15 protein-coding genes are annotated in these 13,376 nt (G+C 70.8%); 7 read left to right on the top strand and 8 right to left on the bottom strand.

Going from position 1 to position 13,376, the window contains the following annotated elements; genetic code table 11:
* Positions 1–145: 145 nt before the first annotated feature.
* The 4 genes from ACTXG6_RS41140 to ACTXG6_RS41125 all read right to left on the bottom strand — a co-directional run bounded on the left by ACTXG6_RS41140 (position 146) and on the right by ACTXG6_RS41125 (position 3,839).
* Positions 146–559, bottom strand: coding sequence for an ATP-binding protein (locus ACTXG6_RS41140; RefSeq protein ID WP_445184709.1), 414 nt, complete (start codon positions 557–559; stop codon positions 146–148).
* Positions 560–668: 109 nt separating this feature from the next.
* Entirely contained in the window at positions 669–1,838 is a 1,170-nt protein-coding gene (locus ACTXG6_RS41135) for a PP2C family protein-serine/threonine phosphatase (protein WP_445184708.1), read from the bottom strand.
* A gap of 71 nt (positions 1,839–1,909) precedes the next feature.
* Positions 1,910–2,710: an alpha/beta fold hydrolase gene (locus ACTXG6_RS41130; protein WP_445184707.1), complete on the bottom strand. Its 801-nt coding sequence runs from the start codon at positions 2,708–2,710 to the stop codon at positions 1,910–1,912.
* Positions 2,711–2,783: 73 nt separating this feature from the next.
* On the bottom strand, positions 2,784–3,839 hold the full coding sequence (locus ACTXG6_RS41125; RefSeq protein WP_445184706.1) for a response regulator transcription factor: 1,056 nt from the start codon (positions 3,837–3,839) through the stop codon (positions 2,784–2,786).
* Between the two features lie 148 nt (positions 3,840–3,987).
* Here ACTXG6_RS41125 and ACTXG6_RS41120 point away from each other — a divergent pair, with 148 nt between their 5' ends.
* The 4 genes from ACTXG6_RS41120 to ACTXG6_RS41105 all read left to right on the top strand — a co-directional run bounded on the left by ACTXG6_RS41120 (position 3,988) and on the right by ACTXG6_RS41105 (position 6,142).
* Positions 3,988–4,323: a cupin domain-containing protein gene (locus tag ACTXG6_RS41120; protein WP_445184705.1), complete on the top strand. Its 336-nt coding sequence runs from the start codon at positions 3,988–3,990 to the stop codon at positions 4,321–4,323.
* A gap of 47 nt (positions 4,324–4,370) precedes the next feature.
* A complete protein-coding gene (locus tag ACTXG6_RS41115; protein ID WP_445184704.1) occupies positions 4,371–4,493 on the top strand; it encodes a hypothetical protein in 123 nt (40 codons plus the stop codon).
* Positions 4,494–4,513: 20 nt separating this feature from the next.
* Positions 4,514–4,870, top strand: coding sequence for a nuclear transport factor 2 family protein (locus tag ACTXG6_RS41110; protein WP_445184703.1), 357 nt, complete (start codon positions 4,514–4,516; stop codon positions 4,868–4,870).
* Positions 4,871–4,990: 120 nt separating this feature from the next.
* Positions 4,991–6,142, top strand: a complete 1,152-nt coding sequence (locus ACTXG6_RS41105; RefSeq protein WP_445184702.1) for an acetyl-CoA C-acetyltransferase — start codon at positions 4,991–4,993, stop codon at positions 6,140–6,142.
* Between the two features lie 42 nt (positions 6,143–6,184).
* On the opposite strand, the gene ACTXG6_RS41100 is transcribed toward ACTXG6_RS41105, so the two are convergent.
* Both ACTXG6_RS41100 and groL read right to left on the bottom strand, forming a co-directional pair.
* Entirely contained in the window at positions 6,185–6,811 is a 627-nt protein-coding gene (locus ACTXG6_RS41100; protein WP_445184701.1) for a TetR/AcrR family transcriptional regulator, read from the bottom strand.
* Between the two features lie 114 nt (positions 6,812–6,925).
* Positions 6,926–8,557 carry a chaperonin GroEL gene (groL, locus tag ACTXG6_RS41095; RefSeq protein WP_445184700.1) on the bottom strand — a complete coding sequence of 544 codons (1,632 nt, stop codon included), beginning with the start codon at positions 8,555–8,557 and terminating at the stop codon, positions 6,926–6,928.
* Positions 8,558–8,763: 206 nt separating this feature from the next.
* Here groL and ACTXG6_RS41090 point away from each other — a divergent pair, with 206 nt between their 5' ends.
* Complete coding sequence (locus ACTXG6_RS41090; RefSeq protein ID WP_445184699.1) at positions 8,764–9,492, top strand: TetR/AcrR family transcriptional regulator; 729 nt, start codon at positions 8,764–8,766, stop codon at positions 9,490–9,492.
* A 636-nt stretch (positions 9,493–10,128) separates the two neighbouring features.
* Positions 10,129–10,746, top strand: coding sequence for a hypothetical protein (locus ACTXG6_RS41085; RefSeq protein WP_445184698.1), 618 nt, complete (start codon positions 10,129–10,131; stop codon positions 10,744–10,746).
* Positions 10,747–10,808: 62 nt separating this feature from the next.
* Here ACTXG6_RS41085 and ACTXG6_RS41080 read toward each other — a convergent pair whose 3' ends face one another.
* Positions 10,809–11,822 (bottom strand): aldo/keto reductase, encoded by a 1,014-nt coding sequence (locus ACTXG6_RS41080; RefSeq protein ID WP_445184697.1) that lies wholly within the window; start codon positions 11,820–11,822, stop codon positions 10,809–10,811.
* A gap of 301 nt (positions 11,823–12,123) precedes the next feature.
* On the opposite strand from ACTXG6_RS41080, the gene ACTXG6_RS41075 reads away from it, so the two are divergent.
* A complete protein-coding gene (locus tag ACTXG6_RS41075) occupies positions 12,124–12,942 on the top strand; it encodes a helix-turn-helix transcriptional regulator (protein WP_445184696.1) in 819 nt (272 codons plus the stop codon).
* Between the two features lie 30 nt (positions 12,943–12,972).
* Here ACTXG6_RS41075 and ACTXG6_RS41070 read toward each other — a convergent pair whose 3' ends face one another.
* A complete protein-coding gene (locus ACTXG6_RS41070) occupies positions 12,973–13,134 on the bottom strand; it encodes a hypothetical protein (RefSeq protein ID WP_445184695.1) in 162 nt (53 codons plus the stop codon).
* Positions 13,135–13,376 lie beyond the last annotated feature (242 nt).

Raw genomic sequence — 13,376 nt, 5'->3', positions numbered from 1 at the left:
CCGCCCGCCCCTCAGCGGCAGTGCAATGATCCCGGCGTTGCGTGCTGCGTTGGACGCGTGACCGGCGCTTCCATCATGACACGGCAGACGTTCCGCGTGGGTCTGGCCGCGATGGAGTAACCAGGACGGCGTCGGGGTCAGAGCGTTACCGGGCGCGGACGGGCACCGGTCGGCTGGACATGGTGACCCGGGTGCCGGAGACGCCGCCGTCGATGCGCAGCAGCTGGGTCATGAGGCGCATGAGCGGGATGCCCCGGCGCCGGCCCTCGTGGTGGACCGGCGGCGGGCGCCAACGTCCGTGGTCGGTGACCGTGACGGTGAGCGTCCGGCTGCCATCGGTCGGGGCCGACGGTGTGACCACCACCTCGATGGGCCCCGGCTCGCCGGGCCGGTAGGCGTGCTCAGCGGCGTTGGAGACCGCCTCGCTGACGGCCAGCAACAGATCCTGCGCCTCCTCGGTCGGCCAGTTCAACCTGCTCAGCCAACCCCGCAGCCGCCCGCGAATCAGAGTCGGCGCCCGCACGTCGGCTGGCAGCACGTTCTGGAACGCACCGGACATCTGTATCGACCCTCTTTGCTGGACGGCGTTCGGGTGGAGCATCGGAGTATTCGGAGCTCGTCGGCGCCAGGTGTGCTCGCTCGACCAGGGTGCCCGATTCGCGCGGCCTTCAACCCTCGAGCCGGACCGGGGCGACGCCGAGGGCCAGTACCGCGACGTCGTCGTCCACCCGGTCACCGAACTCGGCCAGGAGCCCGCGCACCGACGTGACCACCTCCGGTGCGGTGCTCGCCGCCAACCCGGTGGCGAAGCTGAGCAGGGCGTCCTCGCCGTATCGCTCGCGGCCGGTGCCGGTGCGTGCCTCGGTGAGCCCGTCGGTGTAGACCAGCAGGGTGTCGCCGGGCCCCAGTCGCAGCGTCGCCGCCACGAAGCGGGCCTGGGGCAGCGCGCCGACCAGCTGCCCGCCGGGCGTGTGCCGGTAGTCGGCGGTGCCGTCCGCGCGGAGCAGCAGGGCCGGTGGATGCCCGCCGCTGGCCAGGTGGACGCCGCAACCGTCCGCGCCGGGGGTCAGTGTCCCGAAGATCACCGTGCAGAAGCGTGGGTCGTCGCCCTGAAACTCCTGGTGCAGCACGGTGTTGAGGTTGCGCAGCACCGCGACCGGATCGGAGTCGTAGACGGCCGCGGCGCGCAGCGTGTACCGGGTCAGCGAGGTCACCGCCGCCGCGGCGGCGCCCTTGCCGCACACATCGCCGACGAAGAACCCCCACCGGTCCCCGGCGAGCGGGAACAGGTCGTAGAAGTCGCCGCCGACCTGGTCCGGTGAGGCGTGGTGGTAGTGCGCCGCGACCTGCATCCCGGGTACCTCGGCCAGGGTCGGCGGCAGCAGTGTTCGCTGCAGGGTCGTGGCCAGGTGCTGCACCCGGTCGCGCTCCCGGTCGGCCTCCTGGCGGGCGCGCAACAGCTCGCGCTCGTAGGCCCGCCGGTCCCTCGCATCGAACACCGTGGTGCGGATGAGCAGCGGTTGCCCGTCGGTACCCGTCTTGACGGTCGAGGTGACCAGTACCGGGAGGCGGCCGCCGTCGGCGGTGCGCAGCTCCAGTGCCACCCCGCTGACCTCGCCCTGCATGCGCAGCAGCGGCGCGAAGTGCGTCTCGTGGTAGAGCCGCCCGCCCACGGTGAGCAGGTCGGAGAACCGGCGGTGGCCCACCAGCGTCTCGCGGGAGTAGCCCAACCAGCCCAGCAGGGTCGCGTTGATCTTGGCGATCCGGCCGTCCAACAGGGTGGACAGGTACCCGCACGGCGCGTGCTCGTAGAGATCCTCGGCGCTGTCCTCCAACAAGGCGGAGAACGCTCGGTGATCGACCACTTCGGCGGCGTGCCGGGCAGGACGCCGACCGGGACAATCGACCATCAGGAGCGGGTTGCGAAGGCAGCGATCGCCTCGGTGGTGGCTTGCGGTGCACTCAACTGCGGGCAGTGCCCGACGGCGTCGAGGGTGACCAGTCGGCTGTCCCGGATCGCCGCGTGCACGTAGGCACCCACCTCGCGCGGGGCGATCGCGTCGTCGGTGCACTCGATGACCAGGGTGGGTACGGTGACCTTCGCCAGGTCGGCACGGTTGTCGGAGAGGAACGTGGTGCGGGCGAACACCCGGGCGATCGCCGGGTCGGTCCGGCAGAAGCTGTTGGCCAGTTCCTGGCCCAGCTCGGGGCGCTCCGGGTTACCCATGATCACCGGGGCCATGGCGGCGGACCAGCCCAGGTAGTTGCTGTCCAGCGAGTCCAGCAGCTCCTCGATGTCGGCCTCGCTGAACCCGCCGCGGTAGTCGCCCTCGTCGATGTAGCGCGGCGACGGGGTGAGCAGGACCAACTTCGCGAACCGCTCGGGTTCCTCGATCGCGGCGAGCACCCCGATCATGGCGCTGACCGAGTGCCCGACGAACACGACCTCGCGCAGGTCCAGCTCGCGCAGGATCGCGAGCACGTCCTCCGCGTAGCCGCTCAGCGTGGCGTACCGCCGCGGTTGCCACGCCGCGAGGTCCGAGTGGCCCGCTCCGACGTGGTCGAACAGCACCACCCGGAAGTCCTCGGCCAATGCGGGCGCCACCAGCCGCCACAGGTTCTGGTCGCACCCGAAACCGTGCGCGAGCACTACCACCGGGCCGCTGTCACGACCGATGATCGACACGTTGTTCCTGACCTGGACACCCACCTCCGCATCCTGTCAGTCAGCGACCGCGGCTGAGCCCGTTCGGGTCAGGATTTCGCGGTGGCCGGAATCCCGGTCAGAGCTGGGCCGCCCGGTCGTGGCGGACGAACACCCGGGTCACCAGCTCGCGGCGGCTGCGCACACCCGCCTTCGTGAAGATCGACTTGAGATGTCCCTGGACGGTGTGTGGCGAGATGAACAGCCGTGCCGCGATCTCAGCGGTCCCGCAGCCCTGCAGGACGAGCTCGATCAGCTCGCGTTCGCGGGTGGTGAACCCGTAGGCGGCGGAGATCAGCGGCTCGATCGACGGCAGTGTCGCAGCCTGCAGGATGACCGCCACCCGTCCCTCCTCACCACCGGACACCGGTGAGGCGTGCAGCTGGATCCACCGGCCCGTCACACCGAGCACGCGGGAGTTCGCCTCGGTTGCCGAGCCCCGGACCCGCTCGGCGAGGGTGAGCAGCGCAAAGGGGAGCGGGTCGGTGTCCGGCTCGCCCGAGAAGCCGAGCTCCTCGAGCCAGGCCCGCGCCGGGCCGCTGGCCGACTCGACCCGCCACCCGGCATCGAGCACGAGCAGGCCCGGCCACAGGTTCGTCCCGTTGTCGACGGACCTCGCGCGCATCCCCGCGGCGCGGAAGCCCCGGCCCAGCAGCGAGGCCAGCTCGTGTGCGAAGTCCCGCTCGTCGTCGGTGAAGTCGCGTGGGTCCTCGCGGAAGAAGGCGAAGCAACCCCAGCACGCGCCGTCGGCGACGAAGACGGTGCGCAGCTCACCGTGGAGGTTCTGCGGCTTGAGCAGTTCGCGGTAGCGCGGGCTGCGGTCGAGCTGGCCCCCGGTCTCCTGGCTGAGCACGCCGCTGTGCCGGTTGGCCCCGATGAGCCCGGAGAAGGTGTTGTAGTCCTCGCTCAGGTAGGCGTACCTGGCGACGTGTGCGTTGGGCCTCGGCATGCCCACGACGTGCACGCCGGTCTCGATGAGCGTCGAGGGGTCCATCGTGTGCCAGCAGCTGGACTCGTGCGGCAGGGCGGCGGCGAGCAGCCGGGCCGACTCGTCGAACAGCTCGGCGATGTCCAGGTTCGCGCCGCCGAGGCGCGCCACCCGCTCATGAGCGCGCGCACGCGCGCCGTGGTTCACCCACGGATGGTCACACGACTCACCTGATCGCCGGAACGTGATTAAGCCGGTCACACGATCGTCTGGGCACAGAAACACCACAAATGTGGCATAGGCGGTGTTTCCGCAGGTCCGTAGCGTCTCCGGCGGGCTTACGAGAGGGGACACCATGACCTTCGCCGAGGGGTCGGCACCGGGCGCCAGCTACGTCCGGGCCGGCGAGGGACCGGCGACCTGGGTGGTCGGGGACACCTACACGTTCAAGGCGACCGCGGCGTCGACCGGTGGCGCGTTCGCGCTGATCGAGGCGTCCATCCCGCCGGGCAATGGCCCGCCGCCGCACCTGCACACCAGGGAGGACGAAGCGTTCTACCTGCTCGACGGCGAGCTCGAGATATCGGTCGGTCAGCAGACAACGCTCGTGCGGGCCGGCGATTTCGCCTACCTGCCGAGGAACTTCGTGCACTGGTTCCGGAACCCGGGGGTGGTCCCGCGAAGGCTCTGATCCTGGTCACGCCGGGCGGGTTCGAGCGTTTCTTCACCGAGATCGGCGTGCCGGCCCGCCCGGGTGAGTCCGCGCCGCCCTTCGACCCGGCCGACGGCGAGCACCTCGCCGAGGTCAACCGCCGCTACGGCGGCCAGATCTTCGCGCCGACCGGCGCCGCCACGACATGAACCAACCTGGGGGGATCGAGATGGTCAGTGCACGGAGTGTCTTCGACGTGGTCGACGCGATGGACCTGAACGCCGTCGCTGCGCTGTTCGCCGAGGACGCCACGATGGTGTTCGCCAACGGCGAGCCGATGGTGGGCCGGGAGGCGGTGGTCGCCGGCAACACCGCGTTCATGGCGACGATCAAGGCCCTGCGCCACCGGCTGCTGAACGAGTGGCGGGTCGGGGCGACCACGATCGCCGAGACCGAGGTGACCTACAGCCGGGTCGACGGCAAGGAGGTCACCCTCCCCGCGGTGTCGATCTGGTCGACACGGGAGGACGGGCTGATCGTCGACTACCGGGTGTTCGTCGACCTCGCCCCGGTCCACGCGGCGTAGGGAGTGTGTTGACTGGCGCTGCCTCGTAATTTTCTTTACGTTAGATTATATTCCGTGCTCGCGCGCGGATCCGAATCTGACGGGCCCGGGCGACCGGGTGGGCGAGGAAGAGAGCCGGTCATGGCAGAGGCGTACATCGTCGAGGCGGTCCGCGCCCCGGTCGGCCGCCGCAAGGGCGGACTGTCGGGGGTGCACCCCGGCGACCTCGGTGCGCACCCGATCCGGCACCTGATGCAGCGCACCGGGGTCGACCCGGATGCGGTCGAGGACGTCGTCTACGGCTGCCTGGACACCATCGGCGCGCAGGCCGGGGACATCGCCCGGACCTGTGCGCTGATCGCCGGGCTGCCCGAGCACGTGCCCGGGGTGACGGTGGACCGCCAGTGCGGTTCGAGCCAGCAGGCGGTCAGCTTCGCGGCGCAGGCGGTGCTGGCCGGCACCAACGACCTGGTCATCGCCGGCGGCGTGCAGAACATGAGCCGGTACCCGATCATGTCCGGCTTCCTGGCCGGGCAGGCCTTCGGCGACCCGGACCCGTGGAGCACCAGCGAGGGCTGGGTGGCCCGCTACGGCAACGCGGAGATCTCCCAGTTCAAGGCCGCCGAGATGATCGCGGAGAAGTGGGACATCAGCCGCGAGGACATGGAGCGGTTCGGCTACGAGAGCCACCAGCGCGCGCTGCGGGCGATCTCCGACGGCCGTTTCGACCGGGAGATCGCGCCCTACGGCGACGTCACCACCGACGAGGGGCCGCGCGCCGACACCACGTTGGAGAGGATGGCCGGGCTGAAGCCGCTCACCGAGGGCGGTCGGCTGACCGCCGCGGTGTCGAGCCAGATCTCGGACGGCGCGGCGGCCCTGCTGATCGCCTCGGAGCGGGCGGTGCGGACGCACGGGCTGACGCCGAGGGCGCGGATCCACCACGTGTCGGCGCGCGGGGCCGACCCGACCTGGGTGCTCACCGCGCCGATCCCGGCGACGGAGTACGCGCTGAAGCGGACCGGGCTGTCCATCGGTGACATGGACGTGATGGAGGTCAACGAGGCGTTCGCGTCCGTGGTGCAGGCCTGGCTGAAGGAGACCGGCGCGGACCCGGAGAAGGTCAACCCCAACGGCGGGGCCATCGCGCTGGGGCACCCGCTGGGCGCGTCCGGTGCCCGGCTGATGATCACCATGCTGCACGAGCTGGAGCGCACCGGCGGCCGTTACGGGCTGCAGACGATGTGCGAGGGCGGCGGCCAGGCGAACGTCACCATCATCGAGCGCCTCTGAGGTTCACCTCTGACGTCCGCTCCCGGGCTCGTGGGACCCCGGTCAGGGGCGCAGGGCGTGCAGCACCATCGACTGTGCGGTGCGGATCAGCTCGCTCAGCGGTCCTCGGCTGGGGTCCCACCACTCCGCTGTCCAGTTCAGCGCCCCGAGCACGAGCATGCGCCCGGTGGCCGGCTCGACGTCGGCGCGCAGCTGGCCGACCGCCGCGAGGTCGGCGACCAGGCCCCGCCAGACGTCGTTGTACGCCGCGATCTCCGCGAGGGCACGGCGGCTCACCTGCGGGGGCAGCTGGTTGGCGTTGCGGATGATCGCGGTGGAGTAGTCGGAGAGCTCCAGCTCGTGCCGCAGGTGCGCGTCCACGGCGGCCGAGATCCGGTCCGCCGGCGAGGTGCCCTCGGGCAGGGCCTGGAGTACCCGCGCCAGGTGCTCGCGCATGGCCGAGGCGCCGGTGAACATCACCTCTTCGATGAGGTCCTCGCGCGACGCGTAGTAGTAGTAGATCGCCGGGGCCTGTATCTCGGCCAGCTCGGCGATGTCGGCCATCCGGGTGCCGGCGAAGCCCTTGCGGCTCAGCACCGTGGCGGTGGCGTCGAGCAGCCGCTCCCGCGTCCGGGCCGCCTTCACGCCCGAGCCGTCGGACTGCGCAGTTCCTGGGATCGCACGGGTCACGCCGGAGATCGTATGGCGTCGGAGCAGGGCGCTCTCAACGGAGATCCACTCCGAACACGCCGGCGGGTAGGCCCGAGGTTGACCTCGGACCTACCCGCCGGAGGAACAGCTGGACTAGAAGTCCATGCCGCCCATGCCGCCGGGCGGGCCGCCGGCCGGAGCCGGGTTGCGCTCGGGCTTGTCCGCGATCACTGCCTCGGTGGTGAGGAACAGTGCCGCGATCGAGGCCGCGTTCTGCAGTGCGGACCGGGTGACCTTGGCCGGGTCGATGATGCCGGCCTTGATCAGGTCGACGTACTCGCCGGTGGCGGCGTTGAGGCCCCACCCGGACTCGAGGTGCCGCACCTTGTCCGCCACGACGCCGCCTTCGAGGCCGGCGTTGATCGCGATCTGCTTGAGCGGAGCCTCCAGGGCAACGCGGACGATGTTCGCCCCGGTTGCCTCGTCACCGTCGAGGCCGAGGCCATCGAACAGCGACCCGGCGCCGGCCTGCAGCAGGGCAACCCCGCCACCGGCGACGATGCCCTCCTCCACGGCGGCCTTGGCGTTGCGCACCGCGTCCTCGATGCGGTGCTTGCGCTCCTTGAGCTCCACCTCGGTGGCCGCCCCGGCCTTGATCACCGCAACACCGCCGGCCAGCTTGGCCAGACGCTCCTGCAGCTTCTCCCGGTCGTAGTCGGAGTCGCTCTTGTCGATCTCGTTGCGGATCTGCTGGACCCGCCCGGCGATCTGGTCAGCGTCACCGGCACCGTCGACGATGGTGGTCTCGTCCTTGGTGACCACCACCTTGCGGGCCCGACCCAGCAGCGCCAGGTCGGTGTTCTCCAGCTTCAGGCCGACCTTCTCCGAGATGACCTCACCACCGGTCAGGATGGCCATGTCGGTCAGCATCGCCTCACGACGGTCACCGAAACCGGGGGCCTTCACCGCGACGGACTTGAACGTGCCGCGGATCTTGTTCACCACCAGGGTCGCCAGGGCCTCGCCCTCGACGTCCTCAGCGATGATCGCGAGCGGCTTGCCACCCTGCATGACCTTCTCCAGCAGCGGCAGCAGGTCCTTCACGGTGGAGACCTTCGAGGAGATCAACAGGATGTAGGGGTCCTCCAGCTCGACCTCCATCCGCTCGGCGTCGGTCACGAAGTAGGGCGAGATGTAGCCCTTGTCGAAGCGCATGCCCTCGGTGAGCTCAAGCTCGAGCCCGAAGGTCTGGCTCTCCTCGACGGTGATGACGCCTTCCTTGCCGACCTTGTCCATCGCCTCGGCGATCAGCTCGCCGATGGAGTTGTCGGCCGCGGAAATCGAGGCGGTAGCGGCGATCTGCTCCTTGGTCTCGACCTCCTTGGCGGTCTTGAGCAGCTCCTGCGCGACGGCCTCGACAGCCTTCTCGATGCCCCGCTTGAGCGCCATCGGGTTGGCACCCGCGGCCACGTTGCGCAGACCCTCGCGCACCAGCGCCTGAGCCAGCACAGTGGCCGTGGTGGTGCCATCACCGGCGATGTCGTCGGTCTTCTTGGCAACTTCCTTGACCAGCTCGGCCCCGATCTTCTCCCAGGGGTCCTCGAGCTCGATCTCCTTGGCGATCGACACACCATCGTTGGTGATGGTGGGCGCGCCCCACTTCTTCTCGAGCACGACGTTACGGCCGCGCGGGCCGAGCGTCACCTTGACGACGTCGGCGAGGATGTTCATGCCGCGCTCGAGCCCGCGGCGTGCCTCCTCGTCGAACGCGATCATCTTGGCCATGCGATGTGTCCTCTCCAGCAACTCGTGCAGGGAGTAATCGGCGCCCGCGCCCGCGACGGACGGACCCTGGCCGGGGAGCTCAGGCCCTCACCGGCGCCGATCACCGGGTTTAGCACTCCCATGCCCCGAGTGCTAACTCGTAGCCTACACAGAAAGTGCGTCCACGCATTTATGCGTGCACGCAATTTTTTCCATATGCTCCAGGGATGGCCACGAACGAGAGCGGGGGAGTGCGGGAGCGGAAGAAGGTCGCCACCCGGAAGGCAATCAGCGCCGCCGCGCTGCGCCTGGCCCGCGAGCGTGGACCGGAGAACGTGCGGGTCGACGACATCGCCGAGGCCGCCAACGTCTCACCCCGCACCTACAACAACTACTTCTCCAGCCGGGAGCAGGCGATCATGGTCGCGCTCGCCGCTGAGCGCGGTCTGCGCATCGGGGTCGCGCTGCGCGCCCGGCCGGCCGGCGAGCCGCTCGACGAGGCCGTCGTCGGGGCGGTCGTCGAGCAGTACACCGGGGACGGCGAGCCCGACCGCGAGACGCTCGCGCTGATCACCTCCGCGCCGGCCCTGCAGGCGGAGTTCCTGGACACCATCGCGGCGATCGAGCGCCCACTGGCCGAGGCCATCGCGGCGCGCACCGGCACGGACGCGGGGCCCGCTGACGCCGGTGACTCCGAGGCCGCCGGTGTCTCCGGGGCCGGCGGTGTCTCCGGGGCCGGCGGTGGCTCCGGGGCCGGCGGTGGCTCCGGGGCCGGCGGTGTCTCCGGGGCCCGGTGCGAGCTCGGGCCCGAGGTGCTGGCCGCCGCGGTGTCCGCCGCCGCCAGGGTTGCCGCCGAACGCTGGCTGCGGCCGGACCCGGAGACCCCGTTCTCGGCGATGCTGCTCGACGCGCTCACCTGGATCACCCCGGCGTTGCGCGCCGCTGCCCCGCGGTAACGCCGGCTAGCGACGACTCCCAGAGATCCTCGGGGGCTGGGGGTGACGCCGCGTCACCGACAGCGCGGCCTGATGTCGGCTCTGGCGCGTCATGGGTCACCGAGACCAACGCCAGTCCGGTATTTTTTGCCCAGATCCAGACCCACGTTGACCTCGACGCATCCCCCGCCCCAGGTTAGCGGCCTGAGTCTATCGACCGATCACCGACTGTGACTGAGGTGGCGTAGCGGCGGGCGGCGGTCTGTTGATCACGACCGTGAGCCCCGCCGTGAGTGTCCGCCCGCCGCCGCAAAAATCCGGCCGGACCGACCGCGGATTTGGTCCGTTCGAGTGGTAGAGGGCAACCGGTGATTGGGTACCGGGTGAGCGGGAAGTCCGTTGTGGGCCTGCCGCTGGTGGCTGGGAGCGGAGCGGTGGCTACCGGGCCGGGATCTGCCGCATCGGGGCGGGTTCCGGCCCTGTTGGTGTTCGGCCGCTGTCGCCGACCGACAGCCGACCGACAGCGCACGCACCGGACACGCTCGGAACCACCACGCTCGGCACCGGCGTTTGGCCCTTCGCACGTCCGACCTCCGACGCGGTGTACGCCGAAACCGCCGTCGCGACACCACCCCACATCTCAGAGAGGCGATCAGGATGGCTATCTCATTGCCGACCTCCGCGGACGTCCGCAAGGTTCGTTCGCGGGCCAACAAGTTCGTCAGTGAACAGTTCGACGTGGTCCGCACCCCGGTGCTCGCCTGGCTCGGCGCCGGCGACCTCGCGGTGCACACGCTTCGCGAGCTGCCGGAGCGGCTGAGCCGCGACAAGCTGCGCGAGCGCGCCAACAAGGCCGGTGAGCAGGCGCGCGAGACCTACGAGGAGCTGACCGAGCGCGGCGAGGTCACCCTCGAGCGCATCCGCACCCAACCTCAGGTCGCGCGTGCACTGCGCACCGTCGAGAACGCCAACCAGCGCTCCAACTCGGTGCTGGAGAAGGTCGTCGACGAGCTGCACGACGCCGGTGCGGACACACTCCAGGCGATGAGCGTCGAGACCCGCTCGGTCGGGGAGAAGACCGCCCGCCGGGCGCAGCGGGTGGCCGGCGAGACGGCCGCCACCGTCAGCGAGGCCGGCGACGAGCTCGCCGAGTCGATCCAGGAGGCCGGCGACGAGGCGGCGCACGACACCCGTAGCGCAACCCGCAAGGCCGCGAACCGGACCGCTCCGGCCAAACCGGCCAACGGCGCCCCCAACGCCCGCGCGCCGAAGTAGCCACGCTGTGGGCGGCGCGGCCCCGGAGCATCGGTGCTCCGGGGCCGCGCCGCGTGCGCGGGCTAGCGTCGGCGCAGGCGCTTGTCCGCCAGTGCCGGCCAGGTGAAGTAGATGTCGTCGGGGTTGATGTCGGTGCCCGGCGGCACGATCTCGTCGATCCGGTCCAGTACGTCGTCGGTCAGCTCGACGTCCGCGCCGGCCAGCAGGTCCGCCAACTGCTCGGGCCTGCGCGGGCCGATCAACACCGAGGTGACGGCCGGGTGCGCCCGGACGAACGCGGTGGCCAGGTGGGTCAGCGGCAGTCCCGCCTCGGCGGCGAGCTTCGTCAGCTGCTCCACGACGTCCAGCTTGGCCCGGTTGCCCGGCTTGCTGAGGTCGAACAGCTTCGCCCCCAGCCCGGCGCCGCGGGTGCCGGCGGTCGGGTCGGCCCGCCCGGAGAGCCAGCCGGAGCTCAGCGGCCCGAAGGTGAGGACGCCCATGCCGTAGCGCTGTGCGGTCGGCAGCGTCCCGGACTCGATGCCGCGCAGCAGGATCGAGTACGGCGGCTGCTCCGTGCGGAACCGGTGGTGGCCGCGCCGCTCGGCGGTCCCCTGCGCCTCGACGATCTGCGCCGGCGGGAACAGCGAGGAGCCGATCGCGCGGACCTTGCCCGAGCGGACCAGGTCCGACAGCGCCGACAGCGTCTCGTCGATGTCGGTGTCGGGGTCCGGCCGGTGCATCTGGTAGAGATCGATGTGGTCGGTGCCGAGGCGGCGCAGGCTGTCCTCCACCGCCCGGACGACCCAGCGCGGCGAGCCGCCCCGGTCGTTGGCGTCCGGCCCCATCGGCAGGGCGAACTTGGTCGCCAGTACGACGTCGTCGCGGCGGCCCTTGAGCGCCTTGCCGACGATCTCCTCCGACTCGCCCCGCGAGTAGACGTCCGCCGTGTCGACGAAGTTGATGCCGGCGTCCAACGCCGTGTGGATCATCCGGACCGACTCGTCGTGGTCGGTGTTGCCCATCGCCCCGAGCATCATCGTGCCGAGCGCGAACTCGCTCACCGACATGCCCGTCCCGCCGAGAGTCCTGCGCTTCATCTGTCCCTCTCCTTGCCCTCTTCCTGCCCTCTCCTTGCCTTCCCGACCAGCTAAGCACCGGCTCGGGGCACCGCGGCGGGACGAGGGAGGCATGCCTGTACCGGGGGTCCAGCAGAACCCCTCACGGGTCGCGCCGGCGGATCTACCCTGGGCACCATGACCGACCAGTCCGCCGGCGCGGGGGGCAACAGCGAGCTCCGGGAGTTCCTGCGCTCGCGCCGGGCCCGGATCACTCCCGAGGAGGCCGGCCTCCCCCCGCAGCCGGGCGTCCGCCGGGTGCCGGGGCTGCGCCGGGGAGGAGGTGGCGCGGCTCGCCGGGATGAGCATGGACTACTACGTGCGGTTGGAGCGCGGCCGCAATCTCAACGTCTCCGAGTCCGTCCTGGACGCCGTCGCCCGCGCGCTGCGGCTGACCGACACCGAGCGGGGCCACCTGTTCACCCTGGCCAGGCCCTCCCGCTCGCGCACCCGGCAGCGCCGGCCGGGGCCGCAGCGGGTGCGGCCCGGGCTGTACCGGGTGTTGGAAGCTGTGACCGACATCCCGGCCGTCGCCCTCGGCCACCGGCTGGACCTGCTGGCCAGCAACCGACTGGCCCGTGCCTTCTACACCGACTTCGAGGCGCTGCCGCACCGCGAGCGCAACATGGCCCGGTTCGTCTTCCTCGACGACGCCGCCCGCGAGTTGTACGTCGACTGGCCGGCGGCCGGCCGCGGCATCGTGGCGACCTTGCACCTCTACGCGGGAGCCCACCCGCACGACCCCCAGCTCGCCGAGCTCGTCGGCGAGCTGTCCCTGCGCGACGCGGACTTCCGACGGTGGTGGGCCGACCACGACGTGTACCGCCGGGAGAACGGCACCAAGCGGTATCACCACCCGCTCGTCGGTGATCTCACGCTGAGCTACGAGGCCTTCAACCCGAGCGGCGATCCCGACCAGACGCTCGGGCTGCACACCGCCGAGGCCGGCTCGCCGTCCGAACACGCACTGCGTCTGCTGGCCAGCTGGACCGCCGAGGCCACCGCCGCACCGCGCTCGGAGGCCGCCGGCCGGCCCCGGGAGAACTCCGCCGGTATCGGGTCACCGTGTTCCACCCGGTCGACGATGAGGGATGAGAGTTGAATACCGGTCGGCCGTCGGCGGCGACCGTCTCTATTCCCCCACAGGGAGCAGTCCGTGTCCGGCCTGTGCTGCGCCGATCGCCTTGATGGAGTAGTCGGAGAGCGCGGAATGGATTTCCGCCAGCAATGCGACAAGGCTCAACACGTCGACGCCGAACTCTTTCCTCTCGGCGAGTCGCGCGCGGGGACTCATGCGGGATTGTCACTTCTGGGCTCACCGCGGTAATGGCCGGTCGGCTGGTCGATCACTCGTCTTCTTCGCCGTCGCGGTAGCACCTGGGAGCCGGGCGTGTGGGGTTGCCCGGCACACTCGCCGAGGTCAGGCGCGGTGTCGAGCAGGGCGATGACGTGCTGTCCGACCGGAGCGCGCTCCGGCTCACCGCCGGCAGCACCGGTTTCGCCTCTGGGACACCGCGCCCCGTATGGCGGATTGAC

This window comes from Pseudonocardia sp. Cha107L01 (assembly GCF_052566575.1).
The sequence above is the reverse complement of the archived record's forward strand: the minus strand, read 5'-3'. Positions and strand labels throughout refer to the sequence as shown.